The 23,201-nt window shown below is 71.7% G+C and carries 24 protein-coding genes and 1 tRNA gene; 8 read left to right on the top strand and 17 right to left on the bottom strand.

Translation table 11 applies throughout. The features are described from left to right. The first annotated feature begins 29 nt into the window (after window positions 1–29). Window positions 30–902 carry a PAC2 family protein gene (locus KY498_RS01510; RefSeq protein WP_101306428.1) on the top strand — a complete coding sequence of 291 codons (873 nt, stop codon included), beginning with the start codon at window positions 30–32 and terminating at the stop codon, window positions 900–902. On the opposite strand, the gene KY498_RS01505 is transcribed toward KY498_RS01510, so the two are convergent. From KY498_RS01505 to KY498_RS01480, 6 genes are all read right to left on the bottom strand, one after another. Continuing rightward, window positions 903–1,736: an undecaprenyl-diphosphate phosphatase gene (locus tag KY498_RS01505; RefSeq protein ID WP_191008652.1), complete on the bottom strand. Its 834-nt coding sequence runs from the start codon at window positions 1,734–1,736 to the stop codon at window positions 903–905. A 10-nt stretch (window positions 1,737–1,746) separates the two neighbouring features. Continuing rightward, window positions 1,747–3,057, bottom strand: a complete 1,311-nt coding sequence (locus tag KY498_RS01500) for a M20/M25/M40 family metallo-hydrolase (RefSeq protein WP_174524647.1) — start codon at window positions 3,055–3,057, stop codon at window positions 1,747–1,749. A 123-nt stretch (window positions 3,058–3,180) separates the two neighbouring features. Continuing rightward, window positions 3,181–3,265: transfer RNA gene (locus tag KY498_RS01495), tRNA-Leu, on the bottom strand. Between the two features lie 73 nt (window positions 3,266–3,338). Further along, on the bottom strand, window positions 3,339–4,427 hold the full coding sequence (locus KY498_RS01490) for a VIT1/CCC1 transporter family protein (protein ID WP_060958657.1): 1,089 nt from the start codon (window positions 4,425–4,427) through the stop codon (window positions 3,339–3,341). After that, entirely contained in the window at window positions 4,424–4,969 is a 546-nt protein-coding gene (locus tag KY498_RS01485; protein WP_191008653.1) for a hypothetical protein, read from the bottom strand. Before KY498_RS01485 ends, KY498_RS01490 begins: the two co-directional genes overlap by 4 nt. Window positions 4,970–5,010: 41 nt before the next feature. Then, window positions 5,011–6,852, bottom strand: coding sequence for a DEAD/DEAH box helicase (locus tag KY498_RS01480; RefSeq protein WP_060958659.1), 1,842 nt, complete (start codon window positions 6,850–6,852; stop codon window positions 5,011–5,013). A 95-nt stretch (window positions 6,853–6,947) separates the two neighbouring features. Between KY498_RS01480 and KY498_RS01475 the strand changes: the two genes are divergently transcribed. Next, window positions 6,948–7,820, top strand: coding sequence for an SGNH/GDSL hydrolase family protein (locus tag KY498_RS01475; protein WP_061781732.1), 873 nt, complete (start codon window positions 6,948–6,950; stop codon window positions 7,818–7,820). Window positions 7,821–7,844: 24 nt separating this feature from the next. Here KY498_RS01475 and KY498_RS01470 read toward each other — a convergent pair whose 3' ends face one another. After that, entirely contained in the window at window positions 7,845–8,651 is an 807-nt protein-coding gene (locus tag KY498_RS01470; protein WP_191008654.1) for an RNA methyltransferase, read from the bottom strand. Window positions 8,652–8,764: 113 nt separating this feature from the next. Here KY498_RS01470 and KY498_RS01465 point away from each other — a divergent pair, with 113 nt between their 5' ends. Both KY498_RS01465 and KY498_RS01460 read left to right on the top strand, forming a co-directional pair. Beyond that, the gene (locus tag KY498_RS01465) at window positions 8,765–9,640 is read left to right on the top strand and encodes a Sir2 family NAD-dependent protein deacetylase (RefSeq protein ID WP_191008655.1); all 876 of its coding nucleotides are present in this window, start codon (window positions 8,765–8,767) and stop codon (window positions 9,638–9,640) included. A 28-nt stretch (window positions 9,641–9,668) separates the two neighbouring features. Continuing rightward, a complete protein-coding gene (locus KY498_RS01460; RefSeq protein WP_061781730.1) occupies window positions 9,669–10,277 on the top strand; it encodes a histidine phosphatase family protein in 609 nt (202 codons plus the stop codon). 15 nt (window positions 10,278–10,292) lie between these two features. Here KY498_RS01460 and KY498_RS01455 read toward each other — a convergent pair whose 3' ends face one another. Together KY498_RS01455 and KY498_RS01450 are read right to left on the bottom strand one after the other, a co-directional pair. Further along, window positions 10,293–11,105, bottom strand: coding sequence for a CoA ester lyase (locus KY498_RS01455; protein WP_061781729.1), 813 nt, complete (start codon window positions 11,103–11,105; stop codon window positions 10,293–10,295). Window positions 11,106–11,109: 4 nt separating this feature from the next. Beyond that, entirely contained in the window at window positions 11,110–12,309 is a 1,200-nt protein-coding gene (locus KY498_RS01450; protein WP_191008656.1) for an acyl-CoA dehydrogenase family protein, read from the bottom strand. Window positions 12,310–12,426: 117 nt separating this feature from the next. Between KY498_RS01450 and KY498_RS01445 the strand changes: the two genes are divergently transcribed. Next, window positions 12,427–13,050, top strand: a complete 624-nt coding sequence (locus KY498_RS01445; protein ID WP_101306433.1) for a TetR/AcrR family transcriptional regulator — start codon at window positions 12,427–12,429, stop codon at window positions 13,048–13,050. 13 nt (window positions 13,051–13,063) lie between these two features. Here the strand turns inward: KY498_RS01445 and KY498_RS01440 are convergent, their stop codons facing one another. From KY498_RS01440 to pdhA, 3 genes are read right to left on the bottom strand one after another with little or no spacing between them, the layout of a single operon-like run. Next, entirely contained in the window at window positions 13,064–14,497 is a 1,434-nt protein-coding gene (locus tag KY498_RS01440) for a dihydrolipoamide acetyltransferase family protein (RefSeq protein WP_191008657.1), read from the bottom strand. Further along, window positions 14,494–15,504: an alpha-ketoacid dehydrogenase subunit beta gene (locus KY498_RS01435; protein WP_191008658.1), complete on the bottom strand. Its 1,011-nt coding sequence runs from the start codon at window positions 15,502–15,504 to the stop codon at window positions 14,494–14,496. Before KY498_RS01435 ends, KY498_RS01440 begins: the two co-directional genes overlap by 4 nt. Then, window positions 15,501–16,625: a pyruvate dehydrogenase (acetyl-transferring) E1 component subunit alpha gene (gene pdhA, locus KY498_RS01430; protein ID WP_375140946.1), complete on the bottom strand. Its 1,125-nt coding sequence runs from the start codon at window positions 16,623–16,625 to the stop codon at window positions 15,501–15,503. Before pdhA ends, KY498_RS01435 begins: the two co-directional genes overlap by 4 nt. A 177-nt stretch (window positions 16,626–16,802) precedes the next feature. On the opposite strand from pdhA, the gene KY498_RS01425 reads away from it, so the two are divergent. Continuing rightward, the gene (locus KY498_RS01425) at window positions 16,803–17,282 is read left to right on the top strand and encodes an Lrp/AsnC family transcriptional regulator (protein WP_060958667.1); all 480 of its coding nucleotides are present in this window, start codon (window positions 16,803–16,805) and stop codon (window positions 17,280–17,282) included. Here KY498_RS01425 and KY498_RS01420 read toward each other — a convergent pair. Next, complete coding sequence (locus KY498_RS01420) at window positions 17,224–18,315, bottom strand: DMT family transporter (RefSeq protein ID WP_223848939.1); 1,092 nt, start codon at window positions 18,313–18,315, stop codon at window positions 17,224–17,226. The genes KY498_RS01425 and KY498_RS01420 overlap by 59 nt on opposite strands. Before the next feature lie 90 nt (window positions 18,316–18,405). Here KY498_RS01420 and KY498_RS01415 point away from each other — a divergent pair, with 90 nt between their 5' ends. Continuing rightward, window positions 18,406–18,966, top strand: a complete 561-nt coding sequence (locus KY498_RS01415) for a CGNR zinc finger domain-containing protein (RefSeq protein ID WP_191008660.1) — start codon at window positions 18,406–18,408, stop codon at window positions 18,964–18,966. Here the strand turns inward: KY498_RS01415 and KY498_RS01410 are convergent. After that, window positions 18,926–19,825: an alpha/beta fold hydrolase gene (locus tag KY498_RS01410; protein ID WP_191008661.1), complete on the bottom strand. Its 900-nt coding sequence runs from the start codon at window positions 19,823–19,825 to the stop codon at window positions 18,926–18,928. The genes KY498_RS01415 and KY498_RS01410 overlap by 41 nt on opposite strands. Window positions 19,826–19,924: 99 nt before the next feature. On the opposite strand from KY498_RS01410, the gene KY498_RS01405 reads away from it, so the two are divergent. After that, window positions 19,925–20,680, top strand: coding sequence for an exonuclease domain-containing protein (locus KY498_RS01405; RefSeq protein ID WP_219879429.1), 756 nt, complete (start codon window positions 19,925–19,927; stop codon window positions 20,678–20,680). A gap of 69 nt (window positions 20,681–20,749) precedes the next feature. Here the strand turns inward: KY498_RS01405 and KY498_RS01400 are convergent, their stop codons facing one another. From KY498_RS01400 to glgA, 3 genes are all read right to left on the bottom strand, one after another. Then, on the bottom strand, window positions 20,750–21,007 hold the full coding sequence (locus KY498_RS01400; RefSeq protein WP_060958672.1) for a type B 50S ribosomal protein L31: 258 nt from the start codon (window positions 21,005–21,007) through the stop codon (window positions 20,750–20,752). Between the two features lie 112 nt (window positions 21,008–21,119). Continuing rightward, window positions 21,120–21,911 carry an ABC transporter ATP-binding protein gene (locus KY498_RS01395; RefSeq protein ID WP_060958673.1) on the bottom strand — a complete coding sequence of 264 codons (792 nt, stop codon included), beginning with the start codon at window positions 21,909–21,911 and terminating at the stop codon, window positions 21,120–21,122. Between the two features lie 58 nt (window positions 21,912–21,969). Then, window positions 21,970–23,163 carry a glycogen synthase gene (gene glgA / locus KY498_RS01390; RefSeq protein ID WP_060958674.1) on the bottom strand — a complete coding sequence of 398 codons (1,194 nt, stop codon included), beginning with the start codon at window positions 23,161–23,163 and terminating at the stop codon, window positions 21,970–21,972. Between the last annotated feature and the right edge of the window lie 38 nt (window positions 23,164–23,201).

Here is a 23,201-nt window from a genome sequence, read left to right as displayed (position 1 = left end):
GGATCGATTCACCGTGCGAGAGGGGCGGAGTGGACGAACTCGGAAACCGCGTACTGGTCGTGGCCTTCGACGGATGGAACGACGCGGGCGAGGCCGCTTCCGCCGCCGCGGCGCACATCCGCGAGTCGGGCGCCTACCGCGAGGTCTTCTCGGTCGACCCGGAGCTCTACTTCGACTACCAGTACACGCGACCGCAGCTCAAGGTGGAAGCCGACGGCTCGCGGACCCTCAGCTGGCCCGACGCGACCGTGTGGCGGCCACTGCATCCCGCCGAGGGCACACGGCTGTGGGTGCTCTCCGGCGTCGAGCCCGCCCGCGCCTGGCAGTCGTTCGCGGCCGAGCTGATCGACGCCGCCCTCAGCGAGGACATCACGGGCATCGTGGCGCTCGGCTCGATGATGTCGGATGTGCCCCACACCCGCCCGATCTCGGTGTTCGCGGGAAGCGACAACGAGAAGCTGCGCGCCGCGCTGGGACTGGAGAAGCCGACGTACGAGGGGCCGGCCGGCATCCTCACCGTGCTCTCCGCGGCTGCCGAGGCGGCCGGCATCCCGACCGCGGCCCTGTGGGCGAGCGTCCCGCACTACGTCGCCGGCCACACGCCGTCACCGAAGGCCACGCTCGCGCTGCTCGATCGCGTCATGGCGCTGACCGGAGCGGTGGTCGCCCGCGGCGAGCTGCCCGCCGAGGCCCTCGCCTGGGAGGCGTCGATCGATGCCGCGGCGGCGGACGACGAGGAGATGACCGAGTACATCCACCAGCTGGAGCAGACCCGCGACACGTGGGACTCCCCCGAAGCGTCCGGAGACGCCATCGCGCAGGAGTTCGAGCGCTATCTGCGCCGCGGCGGAAGCGGCGAGGGCCCCGGCAAACCCGGTCGCGACGACCCCCGCCGCTCCTGATCAGTACGCCTGCAGCACGCCGAAGCTCAGCAGCACGATGAGCACGAGTCCGAGCGCCAGGCGGTAGAGCACGAACGGCAGGAAGCTGCCGCGCTTGAGGTAGCGCATCAGGAACGCGATCACCGCGAGGCCCACGCCGAACGCGACGACCGTGGCGACGCCCGTCTCGAACATGTTGTACACCTGGTCGCCCGGGTCTTTGATGGCCTGCACCAGCTCGTAGAGGCCGCTGCCGAACACGGCCGGCACCGCGAGCAGGAACGCGACCTCCGCCGCGGCCGGACGGGTGTAGCCCAGGGCCAGGCCCATCGTCGTCGTCGCACCGGAGCGCGAGACACCCGGGACGAGGGCGAGCATCTGCGCCAGGCCCAGAGCGAGGCCGTGCCCGTAGGTCAGGTCCTTCTCGGTGCGGGTGCGGCGCCCCAACGCGTCGGCGGCGCCGAGCAGGAGACCGAAGACGATCAGCACGATCGCGACCAGCCAGAGGTTGCGGAACGTGTTGCGGATGGACTCCTGGAACAGGTATCCGGCGATGCCGATCGGGATCGTGCCGATGATGACGATCCACCCCATGCGGGCGTCGGGGTCGTCGCGCGGCACGCGGCCGGTCAGCGACTTCGCCCACTGGGAGATGATCCGCACGATCTTGCCCCAGAAGTAGACGAGCACCGCGAGCTCGGTGCCGATCTGGGTGATGGCGGTGAAGGTCGCGCCGGGGTCTTCGGCGGACGGGAGGAACTCGCCCATGATGCGCAGGTGGGCACTGGAGGAGACGGGGAGGAACTCGGTGAGTCCCTGGACCAGGCCCAGGATGATCGCCTCGAACAGGTGCATGGGGGCCCTTTCAGTACGTGCGGATCAGATCGGTGAGCACGCGCTGCCCGAAGACCAACGCGTCGATGGGGACGCGTTCGTCCACACCGTGGAACATACCGGTGAAATCGAGATCCGTGGGAAGCCGCAGCGGCGCAAACCCGTATCCGGCGATGCCGAGCTCGGCGAGGGCCTTGTTGTCGGTGCCGCCGCCCATCAGGTAGGGCAGCACCGGAACCCCCGGATCGTGCCGCTCGAGCGCCCCGACCATCGCCTCCACGAGCTCTCCGCGGAAGGGCACCTCGAGCCCGATGTCGCGATGCGAGATCTCGACCTCGATGTCGTCGCCCACGATGCGCTGGATCTCCGCGAGCACCCGCTCCTCCTGGCCCGGGAGCGTGCGCACGTCGATCGTGGCGACCGCGGCATCCGGGATGACGTTGTGCTTGTATCCCGCGACGAGACCCGTGGGGTTCGTCGTCGTGCGGAAGGTGGAACGCAGGAAACCGGATGCCGCGCCGGTCGCGTCCGCCACGGCATCCGGATCGGCGGGGTCGACGCCGCACAGGGCCGCGAGACCGTCGACGGTCTGGCGCGTGGTGGCGGTGAGCTCGAGCGGCCAGACCGACCGGCCGAGGGCGGCGACGGCCTCGGACAGCCTCGTCACGGCGTTGTCCGGGTGGAAGCGGCTGCCGTGGCCGGCGGTGCCGCGAGCGCGCAGCCGGAGCCACACGAGGGCCTTCTCCCCCACCTGCAGCAGATAGGCGCGCTGCTCGCCCACCGGGATCGAGTAGCCGCCGACCTCGCTGATGGCCTCCGTGGCGCCGTCGAACCAGTGCGGCCGATCCCGCACGACCAGCTGCGAGCCCTCCACCCCGCCGTTCTCCTCGTCGGCGAAGAACGTGAGGATCAGGTCGCGCTCCGGCTGCTCCCCCGCTCTCAGGAGCTCGGCGACAGAGGTGAGGATCATCGCGTCCATGTCCTTCATGTCGACGGCACCGCGCCCCCACAGCATCCCGTCCCTGATCACGCCGCCGAACGGGTCGACGCTCCAGTCGTCGGCGACGGCGGGGACCACGTCGAGGTGGCCGTGCAGGACGAGGGCGGGCTTGTCGCGATTGCGTCCCGGCACCCGCACGCTGAGGTTGGTGCGGCGCGGGATGGGCTCGTAGTACTCCGGGCGGAGTCCGAGACCTTCGAGGTAGGCCCCGACGTACTCCGCGGCCTCGCGTTCGCCGTGCGAGCGCCCCTCGCCGAAGTTGGTGGTGTCGAAGCGGATCAGATCGCGCGCGACGGCGACGACCTCGGGCAGCTCGGTCTCAGGCAGCTCGGATGCGGACATGCTCACCACGGTACTGCGATCGGGAGGGGGCCTCCGCGCGGTGACACACGAGGACACGGGACCTCGCCCCGGCATCCATCGGTGCAAAAGAAAAAGGCCCCTGACGGGACCTTCTTCTCTCTGTGCGCGAGGGGGGACTTGAACCCCCACGCCCTATACGGGCACTAGCACCTCAAGCTAGCGCGTCTACCTATTCCGCCACCCGCGCAGGTGGTTTTCGGTTTCGCAACCGAAGATCGACAGTACCAGATCCGACGCCAGACGTGGAATCGAGGTCGCGCTCAGCCCGCCGACACGCCGAACAGCAGACCGAGCAGGTAGGTCACGGCGGCCGCTCCGAACCCGATCGCGAGCTGGCGGAGCCCGCGACGCAGCGGCGGCGCGCCCGACAGCAGCCCGACCATCGCGCCCGTCGCGGTGAGCGCCGTGCCGACCAGCAGCAGCGCGACGGCGACCGCGGGCAGGCCGCTCAACCCGAAGATCCACGGCAGCACGGGGATGATCGCACCGGACGCGAAGAAGAGGAAGCTCGACCCGGCCGCGCCGAGCGCACTGCCCACGACCTCGTGGTCGGCACCGGCGGCCCGCGGCAGACGGTAGGGCTCGCCGCGGTCCGCGGCGTGCGCCGTCTCGACGACGCGGCGTGCGAGATCGTGCGCCTCCTGCTCGTCCATGCCGCGGGTGCGGTAGACGAGAGCGAGCTCGTTGGCGTCGAGGTCCAGATCGGGGAGCACGTGATCGGCGTATCCGCTGGGCTCGGTCGCGTCGAGCAGCTCGCGTTGCGAGCGCACCGAGACGTACTCGCCGGCGCCCATCGACAGCGCGCCCGCGAGAAGTCCCGCGATCCCGCTGAACAGCACGAACTGCGCGCCGACGCCGGTCGCCCCGATGCCCATCACGAGGGCGAGGTTCGAGACGAGTCCGTCGTTGGCGCCGAAGACGGCGGCGCGGAAGGTGCCGGACAGCCGGCGTCGCCCGCGAGCCGCGAGCCCACGGACCACCTCGCGGTGGATCTTCTCGTCGGCGACCATCCGCGCGGTCGCGAACGGCTCGCTGTCGTAGGGCGATCGTCCCTCCGCGTTCTGGGCGAGGGCGAGCACGAAGATCGACCCGAATCGGCGGGCCATCCACCCGAGCACGCGCGAGCCGAACCCGGGTGCGGGAAGGCGGACGGGCTCCCCGCCGAGCAGTTCGAGCCAGTGCGCCTCGTGTCGTCCTTCCGCCTCGGCGAGCGCGAGCAGGATCTCACGCTCCTCCCCCTCGCGCCGTGCGGCCAAGGCGCGATAGACCTGCGCCTCGGCACGCTCGTCGGCGAGATAGCGCGCCCAGCGGCGCCGGTCTCTCTGCGTGGGTTTCGGGGTCGGGCTCACGGGGCTTCACGGTACCGTCGACGGCGGCGGCGCCGACCGCTCACGCCGGTATTGTCAGGATTTCGGATCTCCGAAGCACCGGCGAGCGCAGCCCTCAGCCCCCGCTCACCGCGGCGCATGACCAGACGGTGCGCGGCGACGAACGCGGGGCGCAGCACGGGAGCGGCGAGGCGCATCCATCGCCGCGTGAGCTCGACCCGCCAGATCCAGGTGAGCGCGGCGCCGTCTGCGGGCGATCCCGGCCGCGCCGCGATGGCGAGCCGCCCGATGCCGACCAGATCGCCCGTGCTGGTCGCGGCGAGCAGGTGCGGGGGTCGCACCTCCGTGACCGTCAGGGCGACCCGCAGACGGTAGCCCCAGGGACTGCGCACCTCCAGATGCCGCACGTCTCCGACGGCGGGAGCGCGCGCCCCGGGCACGATCCGCACGGAAGGCCACCACGGCACCTCGCCCGAGACGAGACTCTGCTCGCACAGCGCCCAGCACCGCTCGACGGATGCCGGGACCACCCATCGCGAGGTGAAGTCGTAGCCGCGGCGCATGGGCGCGAGTGTACGCGCGCCGGTGTCGGCGTGGTGCGATGTCAGGACCGGACGCGGGCGCGGAGGACCTCGATGCGGGCCTGCAGCTGCGCGACGGTGGCGCGGGCCACCTCCGGTCCCCCGCACACCCGTCGCAGCTCGGCGTGCACGGCGCCGTGCGGCTCGCCGCTCTGGCGGGCGTAGAGGCCGACGAGACTGTTCAGCAGCTGGCGCTGTTCGCGCAGCGTGCGGTGGAGGGCGGGCGGAAGGGACGCCTCGCCCGCATCCGTGCTGTCGGTGGCGACCGCGCCCTCCTTCGCCTCACGGGCGCGACGGTGACGACTCTGGCGGGACTGCCGCTGCATCAGCAGCTCGTGGACGTGCTCGGGTTCGAGCAGGCCCGGAAGGCCCAGGAACTCCTCCTCCTCGAGGGTGCCCGGTACCGCGAGCTGCCCGAACTCCTTGCCGTCGTAGAGCACCCGGTCGAAGTGCGCCACCGAGCCGAGGGCCTGATAGCTGCCCTCCTCGATCAGCGCGTCCGAGGCCTTGTCCTCTCGTTCGGCCTCCTCGAGCAGGGTGTCCTCGAGACCGTCGTCGTCCGATTCCTCGCGGTCGAGGGCGTGGTCGCGCTCACGCTCCATCTCGTTCGCCAGGGCGAGCAGCGGCGGCACGTTCGGCAAGAACACGGATGCCGCTTCACCCCGCCGGCGGGCGCGGACGAAACGACCGATCGCCTGGGCGAAGAAGAGCGGTGTCGAGGCGCTCGTCGCATAGACGCCGACGGCGAGCCGCGGAACGTCGACGCCTTCCGACACCATGCGGACGGCCACCATCCACCGCGACGTCGAGGTCGCGAAGGTCTCGATCCGGCCCGACGCCGCCTTGTCGTCGGACAGCACGACGGTCGTCGGCTCTCCCGTGATGTCGCGGAGGATCGCCGCATAGGCGCGCGCCGCCGTCTGGTCGGTCGCGATGACCAGACCTCCGGCATCCGGCACGTCCTGTCGCACCTCGGTGAGTCGCCGGTCGGCGGAGCGCAGGACGGCGGAGATCCACTCGCCCTCGGGGTTGAGCGCCGTCCGCCAGGCCTGCGCGTTGATGTCCTTCGTGTTGTCCTGACCGAGGTGGGCCTCGTACTCGTCGCCCGCCTTCGTCCGCCACTTCATCTGCCCCGCGTAGACGTGGAAGAGCACCGGACGCACCACGCCGTCGGCGAGCGCCCGCCCGTAGCCGTAGTTGTAGTCCGTGCGGGAGAGGCGGATGCCCTTCTCGTTCGGGTGATACTCCACGAACGGGATGGGAGCCGTGTCGCTGCGGAACGGGGTGCCCGACAGCAGGAGCCGGCGCGTGGCGCGCCCGTACGCCTCGCGAAGCGCGTCGCCCCAGCTCAGCGCGTCGCCGCCGTGGTGCACCTCGTCGAGGATCACGAGGGTGCGGGCATCCATCGTCAGCCGCTGGTGCACCGACGCCTTGACGGCGACCTGCGCGTAGGTCACCGCCACGCCGTGGTAGTGGCGCGCCGGGGCGCTCTGGCGGTTGGTGAAGCGGGGATCGAGACGGATGCCGACGCGGGCCGCAGCATCCGCCCACTGCGTCTTCAAGTGCTCGGTGGGCGCCACGACGACCAGGCGGTTCACGATCCCGCGGCGCAGCAGCTCGCTCGCCAGGCGCAGGGCGAAGGTCGTCTTTCCGGCGCCGGGCGTCGCGGCGGCGAGGAAGTCGCGCGGGCCGCCGCCCACACCGTCGGGGCCGTCCTGGGCGAAATAGGCCTCGAGGGCCTCGGCCTGCCAGGCGCGCAGGTTCTGGGCCGTCCCCCACGGGGCACGCTGGGGGAAGGCGGGCGAGAGGTGCTCTGCGGCAAAGCTGCCGAAGTGCTCCTGTCCTCGCTCGTCCGTCCCGTCCACGACTGACCACCCTAAACGACGCCTCCCCCACGCCCGCCCTCGGCAGTGACCTCCGACCCCGGTAGCCTCGGAGAAGACCACGAGTCAGGAGAGTCATGCGCAGGAACGAGCCCACCCCCGACGACCACCGCTCACCGTACGTCCCCAACGAGAGCGCGCACCCGTGGCGCCGGATGGTGTCGATCGGCGACTCGTTCACCGAGGGCATCGGCGACCCCATCCCGGGCACGGTCGACGGCCACCGCGGCTGGGCGGACCGGGTCGCGGAGGTCCTCGCCGCGCAGGTCGACGATTTCGCGTACGCGAACCTCGCGGTGCGGGGAAAGCTGATCGCCCAGATCATCGCCGACCAGGTCGAGCCGGCGCTCGCCCTCAGCCCCGACCTGATCACGTTCTCCGCGGGCGGCAACGACGTGATCCGCCCGGGCGGCGATCCGGATGCCGTGGCGCAGCAGTTCGAGGACGCCGTGGCGCGCCTGAGCTCGCAGGGCGCGACGCTCGTCGTCTTCACGGGGGTCGACACGGAGTTCACACCGGTGTTCCGCGGCATCCGCGGACGAGTGGCGATCTACAACGAGAACATCCGCGCGATCGCCGACCGCTACGACTGCATCGTCGCCGACCAGTGGGCGCTCAAAGAGGTGCAGGACATGCGCTTCTTCGACGACGACCGCCTGCACTACAACGCGCTCGGCCACCACGAGATCGCCCGGATGGTGCTGCGCGCCCTCAACGTGCCCAACGACCTGCAGCCCATGCAGCCCGACCCGCTGCCGCGTCTGACCTGGCGCGCCGCCCGGACGAACGACCTCGTCTGGGCGCGCACGCACTTCGTGCCGTGGGTGCTGCGGCGCCTGCGCCACCAGTCGTCGGGCGACAACATCACCGCCAAGCGCCCCGAGCCCCTGCCGGTGACCGTCGAAGCCCCCGGGCGCGACCGCACCGCGGCACCGGGCGAGCAGGTCTGATCCGAGCGGCTGCTCGCCGCCGCTCTACCGCAGCGCCCACAGGGCGACGGCGGCGGCAGATGCGACATTGAGCGAGTCGACGCCGCCGGCCATCGGGATCGTGACGACGGTGTCGGCCGCGGCGAGCGCACGCCGCGACAGGCCGTCTCCTTCGGCGCCCATGAGCAGCGCGACCTGCGGCGGGCGGGCGGCGACGAACGCGTCGAGCCCGACCGCGTCGTCGGCGAGCGCGAGAGCTGCGAGGTGCAGTCCGGCGTCGTGCAGGAGGGCGCGCCCGGCGGTCCACCCGCCGTCCGCCTCGTCCGGAAGCCGCGTCCACGGCACCTGGAACACCGTGCCCATGCTCACCCGCACACTGCGCCGATAGAGCGGATCCGCGCAGCGCGGCGTCACCAGCACGGCATCCGCGCCGAGCCCGGCCGCCGCGCGGAACGCGGCGCCGACGTTGGTGTGATCGACGATGTCCTCCAGCACCAGCACGAGGCGCGCGCCGGCGACCACCTCGGCCACGCTCGGCAGCGCGGGCCGGTGCATCGCCGCGAGCGCACCGCGGTGCACCGTGTACCCGGTCAGTCGCTCCGCCACGTCGTCGTCGACCAGGTACACGGGGGCGTCGCCGGCGAGCGGCAGCGCGTCATCGAGCCACTTCTGCTGCACGAGGACGGACCGCGGACGATGTCCCGCGGCGACGGCGCGCGCGATCACCTTCGCCGACTCGGCGATGTAGAGCCCTCCGGCCGGCTCCAGCACACGACGCAGCGCGACGTCCGTGAGATCGCGGTAGTCGGCGAGACGGTCATCGGCGGGGTCGTCGATACGAACGACAGGCATCCGCCCATGCTGTCACGCCCGACCGCGCCCGCGCGCACTCCCCCACCCCGCTGTAACCTCCGCGAAAAGCGGGGCGCGTAGGCTCGGGGTAGGTCTGAGGGAGGGAGGACGCCATGTCGACGGTTCTCGATCGCACGTCCGGGGCTGCTCCCGAGCTCGACCCCGAGACCACCGCGGCGGTCCGCCGCGCCGTGGACGCGCTGGCCGGCCGTCGCATCGCCGTGCTCACCGGCGCCGGGGTCTCCACCGATTCGGGCATCCCCGACTACCGCGGCAAGGGGGCTCCCACGCGCACCCCCATGACCGCTCAGCAGTTCCTCTCGAGCGACGCGTCGCGACGCCGGTACTGGGTGGGCAGTCACCTCGGGTGGCGCGCATTCGCCGCCGCACAGCCCAATGCCGGCCACCGCGCCCTCGCCGATTTGGAGGAGCGGGGCGTCGCGAACGGCGTCATCACGCAGAACGTCGACGGCCTGCACGTGCGCGCCGGCAGCCGCCGGGTCGTCGAGTTGCACGGGACGATGCGACGCGTGCTGTGCACCCACTGCGGTCAGGTGTTCGACCGCCGCGACCTCGCGGCGCGGGTCGAGGCGGACAACCCATGGATCACGGTTCCCGACGCGGTCGAGCTGGGGCCCGACGGCGACGTGCTGCCGTCCACGAGCGATGGCTTCGTCGTCCCCGACTGCAGCGTCTGCGGAGGCATGCTCAAGCCCGACGTCGTCTTCTTCGGCGAGTACATCCCGCTCGTGAAGTTCTCGGAGGCCGAGCAGCTGGTCCAGACCAGCGAGGCACTCGTCGTCGCCGGGTCGTCACTCGTCGTCAACTCCGGCATCCGCCTGCTGGAGCGCGCCCGGCGCCGGCGGCTCCCCGTCGTGATCGTCAATCGCGGACAGACGCGCGGCGACGTGCACGCGAGCGTCAAGATCGACGCCGGCACCTCCGAGGTGCTCCGGGCGCTCGCGCACGCCCTGCCCGACGTGCGCTGAGGCTTCCCCGCTCGCATAGGCTCGATGGGTGACGACTCTCATCCTCGTGCGCCACGGCGAGACCGACTGGAACGCGGCGCGCCGCATCCAGGGATCGACCGACATCCCGCTCAACGACACGGGACGCGCCCAGGCGCGCGAGGTCGCCGAGCGGCTCCGAGAGGAGCTCGAGGGCGTCGGACCCGTCGTGGTCGCATCCAGCGATCTGTCCCGCGCGGCCGAGACCGCGCAGATCATCGCCTCGACGCTCGGCGTCGCCGCACCGCGCGCCTACCGGCAGCTCCGCGAGCGCTCGTACGGCGTCGCCGAGGGTGCGGGCGTCGACGAGTTCCGTGAGCGTTGGGGCGAGTGGGCACAGGCGGAGGTTCCCGACGCCGAAAGTTGGGCCCAGGTGCGCCAGCGCGCGCTCGCCGGTCTGCAGCGGGCCGTCCGCGACGCCCGCCGGGCGACCGCGCCGCTCGGACCGACGCTCGTCATGGTCTCGCACGGCGCCCTCATCCGCGAGGTGATCCGTCACGCGTCGGCGGGCGCCTTCCCGCACGAGGGCGAGCGTCTGGCCAACGCCTCGACGCACACGTTCCTGCTCGAGCGCGACCGCCTCAGCGTCCGCTCCTACGCGGCCGTCCCGGTCGGCTGAGCGGATGCCGCGGGCTCAGGCGCCGCGGGCGACGACCGTGCGCGCATGGCGGAGCACGGGCTCATCGATCATGCGTCCGCGGTAGCGGAACACCCCGCCTTCGCCCTCGGCGGCCGCCAGCACGCCGCGCGCCCAGGCGAGCGCGTCGTCGTCGGGCCGGTAGGCCGCCCGGATCGTCTCGACCTGCGCGGGATGGATGCACGCCGTCGCGGCGAACCCGCTGGCCGCGGCATCCCTCGCCTCGCGTGACAGCCCCTTCTCGTCGGCGATGTCGAGATGCACCGCGTCGATCGCGGCGATGCCGGCCGCGCCGGCGGCGAGCAGCACCCGTGCCCGAGCGACGCGGGCGACGTCGCGGTACTTGCCCTTCGGGGTGCGACTGGACGTGCCGCCGAGTGACGCGACGAGATCCTCCGCGCCCCACATCACCGCGACGACCCGGTCCTGCGCCGCGATCTGCTCGACGGCGGCGACACCACGGGCCGTCTCGCACAGGGCGATGACCTCGAACCGCGGATCCAGACGTGCGATCGCGGGGGCGGACTCCGCCTTTGCGACCATCACGCGCCGGTAGTCGGTCTGCGACAGCGTCGCGAGGTCGGAGGCGATCTCGCGCGAGTCCAGCGGGTTGACGCGGACGATGACGCGGTCGGGGTCGAGATGCGAGTCGATGAGCGCCACCCGCGCGGCGACCTTGTCCGCCGGAGCCACGGCGTCCTCGAGGTCGAGGATCACCGCGTCGGCGCGCTCGAGGGCCTTCGCGTGGCGCTCCGGGCGGTCGGCCGGGCAGAACAGCAGCGCAGGTCCGAGGTCGAAAGCGGCGGTCATGCGTTCACGCTACCGGGCCGGCCGCGACCGGCGGCAGCGCGGTCAGTCCCAGCGCGCGGGCGATCACGAGCAGCTGCACCTCCGTCGTCCCCTCCCCGATCTCGAGGATCTTCGCGTCGCGGTAGTGACGCGCCACCGGGTACTCGTTCATGAACCCGTTGCCGCCGAAGATCTGCGTCGCGTCGCGCGCATTGTCCATCGCCGCGTCGCCGGCGGTCAGCTTCGCGAGCGCCGCCGCCGACGCGAACGGGCGCCCCGCGTCGCGCAGCCGTGCGGCGTGCAGCCAGGCCAGCCGCGACAGGTGCACGCGCTGCTGCATCCTCGCCAGCGTGAACTGGATCGACTGGCGCGTCCCCAGCCGTTCGCCGAACACGATGCGACTGCCGGCGTAGTCGAGGGCCGCCTCCAGGCATCCTTCCGCGGCTCCGGTGGCGAGAGCGGCGATCGCGATCCGGCCCTCGTCGAGGATGCTGAGGAAGTTCGCGAACCCGCGTCCCCGCTCGCCGAGGAGGTTCTCGGCGGGCACCCGCGCGCCGTCGAAGCTGAGCGGGTGGGTGTCGGAGGCATGCCACCCGACCTTGTCGTAGGCGGGACCCACGGTGAAGCCGGGCGTGCCGGAGGGGACGATGATCGTCGAGATCTCCTTGCGCCCGTCCTCGACGCCTGTGACGGCGGTGACCGTGACGAAGCGGGTGATCGCGGTGCCCGAGTTCGTGATGAACTGCTTCGCCCCGTCGATGACCCATTCGTCACCGTCGCGCCGCGCGGTCGTACGGGTGGCCCCGGCATCCGATCCCGCCTCGGGCTCGGTCAGGCCGAACCCCGCCAGCGCGCGACCGGCGAGCAGGTCGGGAAGCAGTTCGGCGCGCTGGGCGTCGGTGCCGAAGCGGTGGATCGGCATCGCCCCGAGGCTCACGCCGGCCTCGAGCGTGATGGCGATCGACTGGTCAACCCGCCCCAGCGCCTCGATCGCGAGCCCCAGCGCGAGGTAGGTGCCGCCCTGACCGCCGACCTCTTCCGGAAATGGCAGACCGAACAGTCCCATCTCCCCCATCTCGGCGACGATCCCGAGGGGGAGGGTCTTGGTGCGGTCGGCCTCGTAGGCCTGCGGGGCGACCCGTTCATCCGCGAAGGCGCGCGCCATCCGCGCGAGCTCGCGCTCCTCGTCGGTCAGTCCGTGGTCGTACGGATCCAGAATCGCCATGGCATCCCCTTCGATGTCGCGGTCGCATAACGCCTCCCGCAATCTCGTGGCGCGCGGGCGAGCGGGTGGGTTAGTGTGCACTAACCCACAGGTCCAGGTTAGCGAGGATTAACTGGAATGACAACGCGTTCTGCGGCATCGCGCACCTCGCGCGAGCGAGCCAAGGCCCAGCGCGCCGACTCCCTGCTGCAGGCCGCCGCCCGCCTGTTCGCCGAGCACGGTTTCGACGGTGTGAGCCTGGAAGACCTCGGCACCGCCGTCGGCATCACCGGGCCCGCCGTCTACCGCCACTTCGACAGCAAGCGCGCCCTGCTCGGCGCCATCCTCCTGCGCGCCAGCGACGATCTGCTCACGGGCGGGCGCCGCGTCATCGACGCCGGACACGGACCCGACCGGTCGCTGCGCGACCTCGTCGACTTCCATGTCCAGTTCGCCGTCCGCGGCGCCGACGTCATCCGCGTGCACGACCGCGATCTCGCCCGCCTGAGCGAGGAGGACCGCCACGAGGTGCGCCGGCTCCAGCGAGAGTACGTCGAGCTGTGGGTCGGCGTACTGCACGCCGTCCACCCCGACCTCACCGAGCCGGAGCTCCGCGTCCGCGCGCACGCGGGGTTCGGTCTCATCAACTCGACGCCCTACGCCGTGCGCACCCGGCGCGACGCGGCGGTGGATGCCGGCGACGACGGGATGCTGCGCGACGTGCTGGCCGACATGGCCTACGCCGCACTCGCCGCCCGGTGACCTCTCCCCCGCGTCAGCCCAGCAGCATGGCGCGGGCGGGCTCGCGGAGGACGTCGCCGACGATCGTCAGGAACCGCGACGCCTGCTCGCCGTCGACCAACCGGTGATCGAACGACAGGCTCAGGGTCATGAGGTCGCGCAGCACGATCGCCCCCTCGTGCTCCCACGGTCGCCGCCGCACCGAACCGAGCCCCAGGATGCCCGCCTCACCGGGATTGAGGATCGGTGTGCCCGCATCGATGCCGAAGACGCCGAAGTTCGTGATCGAGAACGTCCCGCCGCTCAGCGCGGCCGGTGTCGTCCGGCCGGCGCGCGCGGTCTCGGCGAGGCGGCCGATCTCGTCCGCGAGGTCGACGAGCGAGAGCCGGTCCGCGTCGGGCACGTGCGGCACGACGAGGCCGCGCTCGGTCGCCGCGGCGATCCCCAGGTGGACGTAGCCGTACTGGACGATCTCCCCGGCGGCCTCGTCCCACGACGAGTTGAGCGTCGGCTCGGCGCGCAGCGCGAGGCACACGGCCTTCGCCGCCACCGCCATGATCCCGATGCGGTGACCCTCCAGACGACGATCGGACCGGAGGCTCTGCACGAACCGGGTGGTCTCCGTGACGTCGACCTCCAGGAAGGTCGTCACGTGCGGAGCGGTGAAGGCGCTGCGCACCATCGCGGCCGCCGTGTGCTTACGCACCCCGCGGATGGGGATCCGCGTCTCCCGCGGGGCGTCGCCGCTCGCCGCGGCGGTGTCGGCCGGAGCCTCGTGCGCACCGGGCGCGCGATCGTCCAGCGTTGCGGCGAATCTGTCGACGTCCTCGCGGCGGATGATGTCGGTGACGCCGGAGGCCTCGACGAGGGCGAGGTCGATGCCGAGCTCTCGCGCATACGCGCGCACCGGGGGCGTCGAGCGCGGTCGTTCCGGCCGCAGCTCCTGCGCCGCGGGGGCGACGACATCGTGCGGGGCATCCGTGAGGACGCGCTCGGCCGCCGTCGCGGCGGTCGAGCGGGCGCTCGAGGGCGCACCGCCGCCGATGCGCCGGCGGCGTTGCGGGCGCGCGGTACCCCGGGGCGCTGCGCCGTAGCCCACGAGGTTCGGCACGGCGGCCTCGGCCGGCGCCTCGGACGGGTCCTGCGCGCCGGCGGCCGCGGACGTCCCGCCGGGTGCGGCGGGTGCGGCGGGTGCGGCGCTGGCGGCAGCATCCTCCGAGGATTCCGCCCCCGCCACCTGGAAGGCGATCAGCGGCGCTCCGACCTCGACGACGTCTCCCGCTTCGGCATGGAGGGTGCTGACCGTGCCCGCGAACGGCGACGGCAGCTCGACGATGGCCTTCGCGGTCTCGACCTCGGCGATCGGCTGGTTGAGCGCCACCTCGTCGCCCTGAGCGACGAGCCACTGCACGATCTCCGCCTCGGGAAGCCCTTCCCCGAGGTCGGGCAGCCGGAACTCCGCGATCACAGCTCCACCCCCGTCAGGCTGTGGGGGCGGTCGAGGACGCGGTCGACGGCATCGAGGATGCGGTCGAGGTCGGGGATGTGATGCTTCTCCAGCTTCGCGGGCGGATACGGGATGTCGTGACCCGTCACCCGCTGCGGCGGAGCCTCCAGGTAGTGGAAGCACTGCTCCGTGACGCTCGCCACGATCTCGGCGCCCACCCCGGCCTCCCCGCCGGCCTCGTGGGTCACGACGAGCCGTCCCGTCTTGCGCACCGACGCTCCCACCGTGCGGTAGTCGACCGGCGACAGCGACCGCAGATCGATCACCTCGATCGAGATGCCCTCGTCCTCGGCCGCGACGGCGGCATCCATCGCCGTGGCGACCTGCGCCCCGTAGGTCACGATCGTGACGTCGGTGCCGTCGCGGACGACGCGGGCCAGCCCCATCGGCGCCGCGTCGGCGACGTCGGCGTCCAGGTCGACCTCGCCCTTGGAGTGGTAGAGGCGCTTGGGCTCGAAGAAGACGACCGGATCGTCGCACGCGATGGCCTGCTGCAGGACGGTGTACGCGTCCTGCGGATTCGAGACGGCCACGACGCGGAGGCCCGCCGTGTGGACGAAGTACGCCTCGGGCGACTCGGAGTGGTGCTCCGCCGCACCGACACCGCCCGCCCAGGGGATGCGGATCGTCAGGGGCATCTTCACGCGGCCGCGCGTGCGATAGTGCAGCTTCGCGACCTGGCACACGATCTGGTCGAACGCGGGGTAGACGAAGCCGTCGAATTGGATCTCCACGACCGGGCGGAAACCGCGCATGGCCAGGCCGACGGCGGTGCCGACGATCCCGGACTCGGCGAGCGGGGTGTCGATCACGCGCTTCGGCCCGAACTCGCCGAGGAGGCCGTCGGTGATGCGGAACACGCCGCCGAGGCGACCGATGTCCTCCCCCATCACGATCAGACGGTCATCGTCCGTCATGGCGCGGTGCAGCCCCGCGGTCAGCGCCTTGCCCATCGTCAGCTGCGTCATCGGGACACCTCCGCATCGCCGTCGGCGAACGAGTCGAGGTAGGCCGCGAAGCGCTGGCGCTGACGTGACAGCCCGCTGTGCGGTTCCGCGTAGACGTCGTCGAGGACGGCCAGCGGCGGGCGGGTGACCGCCGTCAGCACGGCCTCCCGCATGGCTCCCGTCAGCGCGTCCGCCTCCTGCGAGATCGCGGCGAGCGCCGCGTCGTCGAGGTCGCCGGTGCTGCGCAGCAGCGCTTCCAACCGGGTCAGCGGGTCACGGGCGCGCCACCGCTCCACCTCGTCGCGTTCGCGATAGCGGGTCGGGTCGTCCGAGGTCGTGTGGGGGCCCATCCGGTAGGTCACGGCCTCCAGGAACACCGGGCCCTCCCCCCGGCGGGCGTGGTCGAGGGCCCACCGCATGGCGGCCGTGCACGCGATCACGTCGTTGCCGTCGACCCGCATGCTCGGGATGCCGAAGCCGGGTGCGCGACCGGCGATCGGGAACCGCGACTGCACCGTCACCGGCTCGGAGATCGCCCACTGGTTGTTCGAGCAGACGAAGACGACCGGCGCGCCGAAGGACGATGCGAAGACCATCGCCTCGTTCACGTCGCCCTGGCTGGTCGCACCGTCGCCGAAATAGGCCACGGCGACCTGGTCGCCGCCGTCGCGCTGCACGCCCATGGCGTACCCGACGGCGTGCAGGGTCTGCGCGCCGATGATGATCTGCGGCGTCGCGAGGTTCAGCTCGAAGGGGTCGTAGGTCGAATGCACCTCACCGCGCCACGCGAGCACGAGATCGGCCGGAGGGCCGCCGCGCACGATCGTCACGCCCACCTCGCGGTAGCTCGGGAACAGGAAGTCGTCCTCCCGGCAGGCGCGTGCCGTGCCGACCTGGATCGCCTCCTGGCCCTGGGCCGGAGCCCAGAGTCCCAGATGACCCTGGCGCTGGAGGGCGACGCCTTCGGCATCCATCCGACGGACGATCGCCATGTCGCGGTACAGGGCGCGCAGCGCGGCGGCGTCCAGATCTTGCACCCACGGGTCGAGGCGGGGGTCGGCGACGCGTCGCCCCTCGGGGGTGAGAAGTCGCGCCGTGTCGTCCAGCGCCGTCATCGCTTCGTCTGTGGTCAGGGTGTACATCGTCGTCATCCCTCTCTGGCCGTGCCGCTCTCTCGTGGAGAGCGACCGCCGCCCGGGCCGGCCTCGTCGCCGGTTGCCTGGAAGGCTACGTCCGTCTGGCACCTAGCTCAAGCATTCACCCGTGGCCTGAGCATGTTGCGCAGACCGACCCGAAGGCCCCTGGTAGAGTTGGGCACTATGGGACCTCTGGACCGCGTCGACCTCGACCTCCTGAATGCGCTCGCCGATGACCATCGCGCCACCGTGGTGGCCCTCGCCGAACGCCTGGGTCTGTCCCGCAACACCGTCCAGGCGCGCTTGGCCCGCCTGGAGCGCGGCGGCGTCTTCCAGTCCTTCGAACGCGCGATCCCCCCGGTCGCCCTGGGCCTGCCCATCGAGGCCATGGTGAGCGTCACCGTGCGGCAGGCGGAACTGCCGCGGATCACCCATGCGATCGCGAGCATCCCGGAGGTCGTGCAGGCCTACGGCATGAGCGGTCAGGTCGATCTGCTCGTGCGGGTCGCGGCGCGCGACACCCAGCACCTGTTCGACGTCGACGCGCGCATCCTCGAGATCGACGGGGTGGAGCGCACCGAGACCTCCCTCGTCATGGGCGAGGTCATCGGCTATCGGATCCGGCCGCTCCTGGAATCGGCTCGCGACGACGCGACGCGCTGAGCGCGCTCGCGTCCACCGGCGACGCGTCCACCGGCACGACGTCGGGACGGAGGGCGTCCGCCGGCAGCGGCACCACGGGCACGGGCAGCACGGCGTCGGCGGCGACGCCGACGGCATCGGCCTCGCGCGCATCCATCCGCACCAGGACGACTCCCGCCAGCAGCAGCGCACCGCCGAAGATCTGCACCGCGGAGGGAGCCTCCCCGAGCAGGAGCCAGGCGAAGCCGAGCGCGAAGAGCACTTCGCTGAGACCGATGAACGAGGCCAGCCGCGAGCCCACACGCGGCACCGCCATGACGCCCAGCGCGTAGCCGAGCGTCGTCCCCACCGCCCCGACCCACAGCAGGGCCAGGATGCCGGGCACCTCGACGCCGCGGAAGGTCACCGACACCGGCGGCGCGGCGAACGGCATGGCCCCCGTGGCGCCCAGCAGCGCCATCACCACGGCGCCGACGAGCAGCCCTCCGGCGGCGAGGGCCAGCGGCGGCAGGCCGTCGCCGGTGCGCTCGCTCATGACGAAGTACACGCACACGCACACCGCCGCTCCGAGCGCGAGGAGCGTGCCGAGCAGGTCGAAACGCGCGCCGGCGATGTCGACCACGAGCACGAGACCGACGATCGCGACGACCGAACCGATCATGACGAGCCGCGAGGGGGCCCGGCGCGTGCGCAGCCACACGAAGCCGACGAGCAGAACGGGTGCGAGGTATTGGATCAGCAGCGCGACGGCCACCGGCATCCGCTGCATCGCCGAGAAGAACAGCAGCTGGCAGCCCAGCACCGGGATCAGGCCGAACGCCAGGAGGGAGAGCCCGTGGCGGCGGACGAAGCCGCGCTCGCGGCGCATCGCGCGCACGAGCGCGGGCGACAGGATGAGGCCGGCGAGCCCCATGCGCACGACGAGCGCCGCCGACAGCGACCAGCCCGCCTCGAGGAGCGGCTTGACCAGAGGGCCGCTCGACGAGAACGCCAGCGCGGAGAAGACGGCCATGACGATGCCTGCGGTGCGGGCGGGTGGAGCGGTGCGTGACACCGGCGTTCCTTCGGATCGAGCAGGAGGACTGTCAGGACTCAACAGCAATTACACTGGTGACACTAGCGCCCACCGAGGTCAGGAGTCAACGTGGTTTTCATCCATGACACCGAGATGTCGCTGCGCGCCGCGGCGGCCCTCGTCAACACCCTCCCCGAAACCGACGGTGCAGGCCTCGACCGCCTGCGGACGCAGGAGGATCTCGACGCCTACCTGTCGGAGTTCTCCTACACGGGCAGCTTCCGACGCGACGACGCCGAGCTCGACGCCGTGCGCGCGAACCGGCGGCGTCTGCGTGAGCTCTGGGCCACCGACCGCGACGGCGCGGTGCCCCTCGTCAACGCGATGCTCCGCGACGGGCGGGCGCTTCCGCAGCTCGTGATCCACGACGAATTCGACTGGCACATCCACGCCACCGAGCCCGACGCCCCCCTGGCGATGCGCATGCTGGTCGAGTCGGCGATGGCGTTCGTCGACGTCATCCGCTCGGACGAGTGGAAGCGGGTGCGGGTGTGCGCGGCGGACGACTGCGACTCGGTCTACGTCGACTTCTCGAAGAACGGCTCCAAGCTCTACTGCGACACCGGCAACTGCGGGAACCGCATGAACGTCAACGCGTACCGTCGCCGGAAGGCCCGAGAAAGCGCATGATCGCCGCCGCCGCCTCGCGCGGCGTCTCGTAGTGGATGAGGTGGCCGACGGCGGGGATCTCCACGAGCCGGGCGTCCGGGAAGAGCGTCTGCAGGTGGCGTTCCGCCTCGATGGGCGTGATGTCGTCCTTCTCCGCCGCGATCAGGAGCGTGGGTTGCGCGATGGCAGGTGCGAAACGACGCACGTCGTTGGACACCGACGCGACGAAGCCGTCGTGCAGCACGTCGCGGTCGTGGAAGAGCGAGAAGTACGTGTCGTGCTGGTCGTGGATGAAGCGGCGCAGCGCGGGCTCACGCGTCTTCGCCATCGACACGCTCATGACCCGCACGATGACGCGGTTGCGCAGCAGTGCGTCGCCGAGACGCTTCGGCAGGCGGGCCCCGGCCCAGTAGTAGAACACCGCCAGGCGGGTGAGGATGCCGCGGGGGCCCTCCAGCGCGGGCGCGCCGATCGGGTTGACCAGGATCACGCGCGGCGTCGGGAGCCCTGCCGCCACGGCGGCGGCAACGACGATGGAACCGAACGAGTGCCCGAGGATCACGGCCCCGGGCGCCACCGCGGCGACGAACGCGCGCAGCCATCGGGCATACGTGTCGAGGGTGTGCACCGCACCGGGGACCGGCACGCTCTCCCCGAACCCCGGAAGGTCGGGAGAGATCACCCGGACGCTCGGAAGGAAGGCGACGACGGGCTCCAGGCCGTGGTGGTCGCCGCGATAGCCGTGGACGGCCACCATCGTGACCGGGGCGTCGGCGGGCCCGTACTCCCAGTACGCGGTCACGGCGCCGTCGATCTCGATCTCGCGCCGCGACACGGGCACGGCGGCGAGGGCCTCGGCGTAGGGAGAGTCGACGGTCACCCTTGAAGTCTAGGAGGGGCGCCCCGCGACCGACGCCGCGACCGTCCTCCTCCGCGTGCCTGCACGCCGGTGTCGGAACCGGCGCATACCGTCGGAGGCATGGAACAGTGGCAGGCCGTCCCGCTCTGGGAGGACGACGTCTCCACCGTCGAGACCACCCCCGTGCGACCGCCGAGATGGGTGGATGCCCTCGGCGTGTTCGATCTGGAGACGACCGGCATCGACGTCACGACCGACCGCATCGTCACGGCCCACGTCGGCCTGCTCGACGCCGACGGCGCGGCGGTCCGGGCGCAGTCGTGGCTGGCCGATCCGGGAGTGCCGATCCCCGACGGGGCGACGGCGGTGCACGGCATCACGACCGCGCACGCCCGGGAGCACGGTGCTCCGGCGGCGCAGGTCGTCGCCGCGGTCGTCGCCGCGCTGCGGGAACTGCTGGACGCGGGCATCCCGGTCGTGGCCTACAACGCGCCGTTCGACTTCTCGCTGCTGAAGTACGAGGCGCTGCGCCACGGCATCCCGCCCATCCTCGACCCCTCGGCCGTGATCGATCCGCTCGTGCTCGACAAAGCGCACGATCGCTTCCGCAAGGGCAAGCGCACGCTCGAGGCCGTCGCGGCGCACTACGCGGTTCCCCTGGTCGGCGCCCACGACGCGTCCGCAGACGCGATCGCCGCCGGGCGGGTCGCTCAGGCGCTCGCGCGGCGCTATGCGATCGACGCCGCGCTCGACGAGCTTCACACCCGACAGATCGGGTGGGCACGCGCTCAGGCCGACAGCCTCACGGAGTACTTCATCCGCATCGGACGGCTCGACCCCGAGGACCGCGTCGACGGCAGCTGGCCGATCCGCTGACGGCGGAGGCGAGGTCGCCCCGAAACGACGACAGCCCCGCCGAAGCGGGGCTGTCTCGCGGGACCGGGCTTACTTGCTCGAGCCGCCGAAGTTCTTGAAGCGCTGGTTGAACTTCTCGACGCGACCGGCCGAGTCCATGATGCGCTGCTTGCCCGTGTAGAACGGGTGCGAGGCGGAGGAGATCTCGACGTCGATGACGGGATAGGTCTCGCCGTCGAGCTCGATCGTCTTGTCGCTCGACACCGTCGAACGGGTGAGGAAGGTCTCGCCGGAGCCGAGGTCGCGGAAAACGACCGCCTTGTACTCGGGGTGGATGTCAGTCTTCATGGGTTTCCTTACGTGGTGCCCTGGATTTTGCCAGGGCGAGGGAAGTCTGCGGTGCGAATGCACCAAGGATCGATCATACCAGCAGCCCGCACCCGGCGGGAACGGGGATGTTTCAGGCGCCGCCGGTGGCCCGCGCGGCGAAGCGTCCGGCCTCCGACGTGAGGGCGATCGGCATGCCGAAGGTCGCCGACAGGTTCTCCTCGGTGAGCGTCTCCGCCAGCGGGCCGGCGGCGACCGCGGTCCCCTCGCGCAGCAGCAGCACGTGCGTGAACCCGACAGGGATCTCCTCGACGTGGTGGGTGACCATGACCATCGCGGGCGTCGTGGGCGCCAGGGCGTAGCCGCTGAGCAGCCCGAGCAGCTCCTCCCGGGCCCCGAGATCGAGGCTCGCCGTCGGCTCGTCGAGCAGCAGCAGCTCCGGATCGGTCATGACCGCGCGGGCGATCTGCACGCGCTTCTGCTCTCCGTCGGAGAGCGTGCCGAACGTGCGCTCGGCGAGATGCTCGAGCTTCCACTCCGCCAGCACGCGACGCGCGCGGCGCTCGTCGATGGTCTCGTAGGTCTCGTTCCAGCGGCCCAGCACCGAGAACGCCGCGGTCAGCACGACATCCAGCACGGTCTCCTCGGGCGGCACGCGACGCGCCATCGCCGACGAGGCGAAGCCGATGCGCGGGCGCAGGTCGAACACATCGGTGCGGCCCAGGCGCTCGTCGAGGATGGTCACCTCGCCCGAGGTGGGGTGGATCAGCGTCGCCGCGAGCTGCAGGATGGTCGTCTTGCCGGCTCCGTTGGGCCCGAGCACCACCCAGCGCTGGTCGTCCGAGACCGCCCAGTCGATGTGATCGATGATGTTGCGGGCGTTGCGGCGGACGACGACATCGAGGAACTCGAGCACCTGGGGCATGCTCCCAGCCTATCGGGAGTGCCCTCGCGCGCCGGGCGGCACGCGCCGGGTCTTCGCCTCAGCCGACGCGCCCCGACACCTCCCGATACAGGGCCTCGGTCGCCTCGGCGATCGCCTGCCAGCTGAAGGCGCTCGCGGCACGCTCGCGCCCGGCCGCCCCGTACGCGCGGGCACGCTCGGGGTCCGAGACGACCTCGGTGAGCACGTCCGCGAGGTCGGCCACGAAGCGCTCGGGATCCACCGGTGTGCCCGTCCCGTCCTGCACCTGCTCGATCGGCACGAGACGGCCCGTGACACCGTCCACCACGACCTCCGGGATGCCGCCGGTCGCGGTGCCGACCACGGCGGCTCCGCACGCCATCGCCTCCAGATTGACGATGCCCAGCGGCTCGTACACGCTCGGGCAGACGAAGGTCGTGGCCGACGTGAGGATCGCGCAGAGCTGATCGCGCTGCAGGAACTCGTCGATCCACACGACGCCGTCGCGCTGGGCCTGCAGCTCGCGGACGAGGCCCTCGACCTCGGCCATGATCTGGGGGGTGTCGGGCGCTCCCGCGCAGAGGACGATCTGCACGTCGGCGGGCAGGCGCGTGGCGGCGCGCAGGAAGTACGGCAGGCCCTTCTGGCGCGTGATGCGACCGACGAAGACGACCGAAGGCCGGTTCGGGTCGATGCCGTAGCGCTCGAGGAGGGCGTCGTCCTGCTGCGGATGCCAGGCCTCCACGTCGATGCCGTTGTAGATGACGCGCACCTTGGCGGGGTCCAGCGCCGGGTAGCTGCGCAGGATGTCGCGACGCATGCCGTCGCTGACGGCGACCACGGCGGCGGCGTTCTCGTAGGCGGTCTTCTCGACGTAGCTCGACACCGCGTAGCCCCCGCCCAGCTGCTCCGCCTTCCAGGGACGCAGCGGCTCGAGGGAGTGCGCCGTGATGACGTGCGGGATGCCGTGCAGCAGCGAGGCGATGTGTCCCGCGAAGTTGGCGTACCAGGTGTGGGAGTGGACGACGTCCGCCCCGGCGACGTCGCCGACGATCTCCAGGTCGGTTCCGAGCGTCTGCACCGCGGGGTTGGCCGCGGCCAGCTCGGCGGGCACGCCGTAGGCCGTCGTGTCCGCTTCGTCGCGGTCGGCGCCGAACGCCCGCACCTGCACCTCGACCCCTACGCGCAGGGCCTTGACCAGCTCGGTGACGTGGACCCCGGCTCCCCCGTAGATCTCCGGCGGGTACTCCTTGGTGACGATGTCGACGCGCATGTCACGAACGCTAGTACAAGGGCGAACGGGGGCCTAGT

The sequence above is a fragment of the Microbacterium sp. PAMC21962 genome (genome assembly GCF_019443465.1).
GTDB lineage: Bacteria > Actinomycetota > Actinomycetes > Actinomycetales > Microbacteriaceae > Microbacterium > Microbacterium hominis.
Note: the sequence above shows the minus strand (reverse complement) of the source record. Positions and strands in the feature narration are given on the sequence as shown.

Bases quoted from the DNA above. Each gene is read 5' to 3' on its own strand.
- glgA (WP_060958674.1), bottom strand. From the start codon at position 23,163: ATGCGCGTCGACATCGTCACCAAGGAGTACCCGCCGGAGATCTACGGG.
- KY498_RS01475 (WP_061781732.1), top strand. From the start codon at position 6,948: ATGCGCAGGAACGAGCCCACCCCCGACGACCACCGCTCACCGTACGTC.
- KY498_RS01435 (WP_191008658.1), bottom strand. From the start codon at position 15,504: ATGACGCAGCTGACGATGGGCAAGGCGCTGACCGCGGGGCTGCACCGC.
- pdhA (WP_375140946.1), bottom strand. From the start codon at position 16,625: ATGTACACCCTGACCACAGACGAAGCGATGACGGCGCTGGACGACACG.
- KY498_RS01400 (WP_060958672.1), bottom strand. From the start codon at position 21,007: ATGAAGACTGACATCCACCCCGAGTACAAGGCGGTCGTTTTCCGCGAC.
- KY498_RS01450 (WP_191008656.1), bottom strand. From the start codon at position 12,309: ATGGCGATTCTGGATCCGTACGACCACGGACTGACCGACGAGGAGCGC.
- KY498_RS01445 (WP_101306433.1), top strand. From the start codon at position 12,427: ATGACAACGCGTTCTGCGGCATCGCGCACCTCGCGCGAGCGAGCCAAG.
- KY498_RS01455 (WP_061781729.1), bottom strand. From the start codon at position 11,105: ATGACCGCCGCTTTCGACCTCGGACCTGCGCTGCTGTTCTGCCCGGCC.
- KY498_RS01470 (WP_191008654.1), bottom strand. From the start codon at position 8,651: ATGCCTGTCGTTCGTATCGACGACCCCGCCGATGACCGTCTCGCCGAC.
- KY498_RS01425 (WP_060958667.1), top strand. From the start codon at position 16,803: ATGGGACCTCTGGACCGCGTCGACCTCGACCTCCTGAATGCGCTCGCC.
- KY498_RS01465 (WP_191008655.1), top strand. From the start codon at position 8,765: ATGTCGACGGTTCTCGATCGCACGTCCGGGGCTGCTCCCGAGCTCGAC.
- KY498_RS01500 (WP_174524647.1), bottom strand. From the start codon at position 3,057: ATGTCCGCATCCGAGCTGCCTGAGACCGAGCTGCCCGAGGTCGTCGCC.
- KY498_RS01405 (WP_219879429.1), top strand. From the start codon at position 19,925: ATGGAACAGTGGCAGGCCGTCCCGCTCTGGGAGGACGACGTCTCCACC.
- KY498_RS01505 (WP_191008652.1), bottom strand. From the start codon at position 1,736: ATGCACCTGTTCGAGGCGATCATCCTGGGCCTGGTCCAGGGACTCACC.
- KY498_RS01485 (WP_191008653.1), bottom strand. From the start codon at position 4,969: ATGCGCCGCGGCTACGACTTCACCTCGCGATGGGTGGTCCCGGCATCC.
- KY498_RS01395 (WP_060958673.1), bottom strand. From the start codon at position 21,911: ATGCCCCAGGTGCTCGAGTTCCTCGATGTCGTCGTCCGCCGCAACGCC.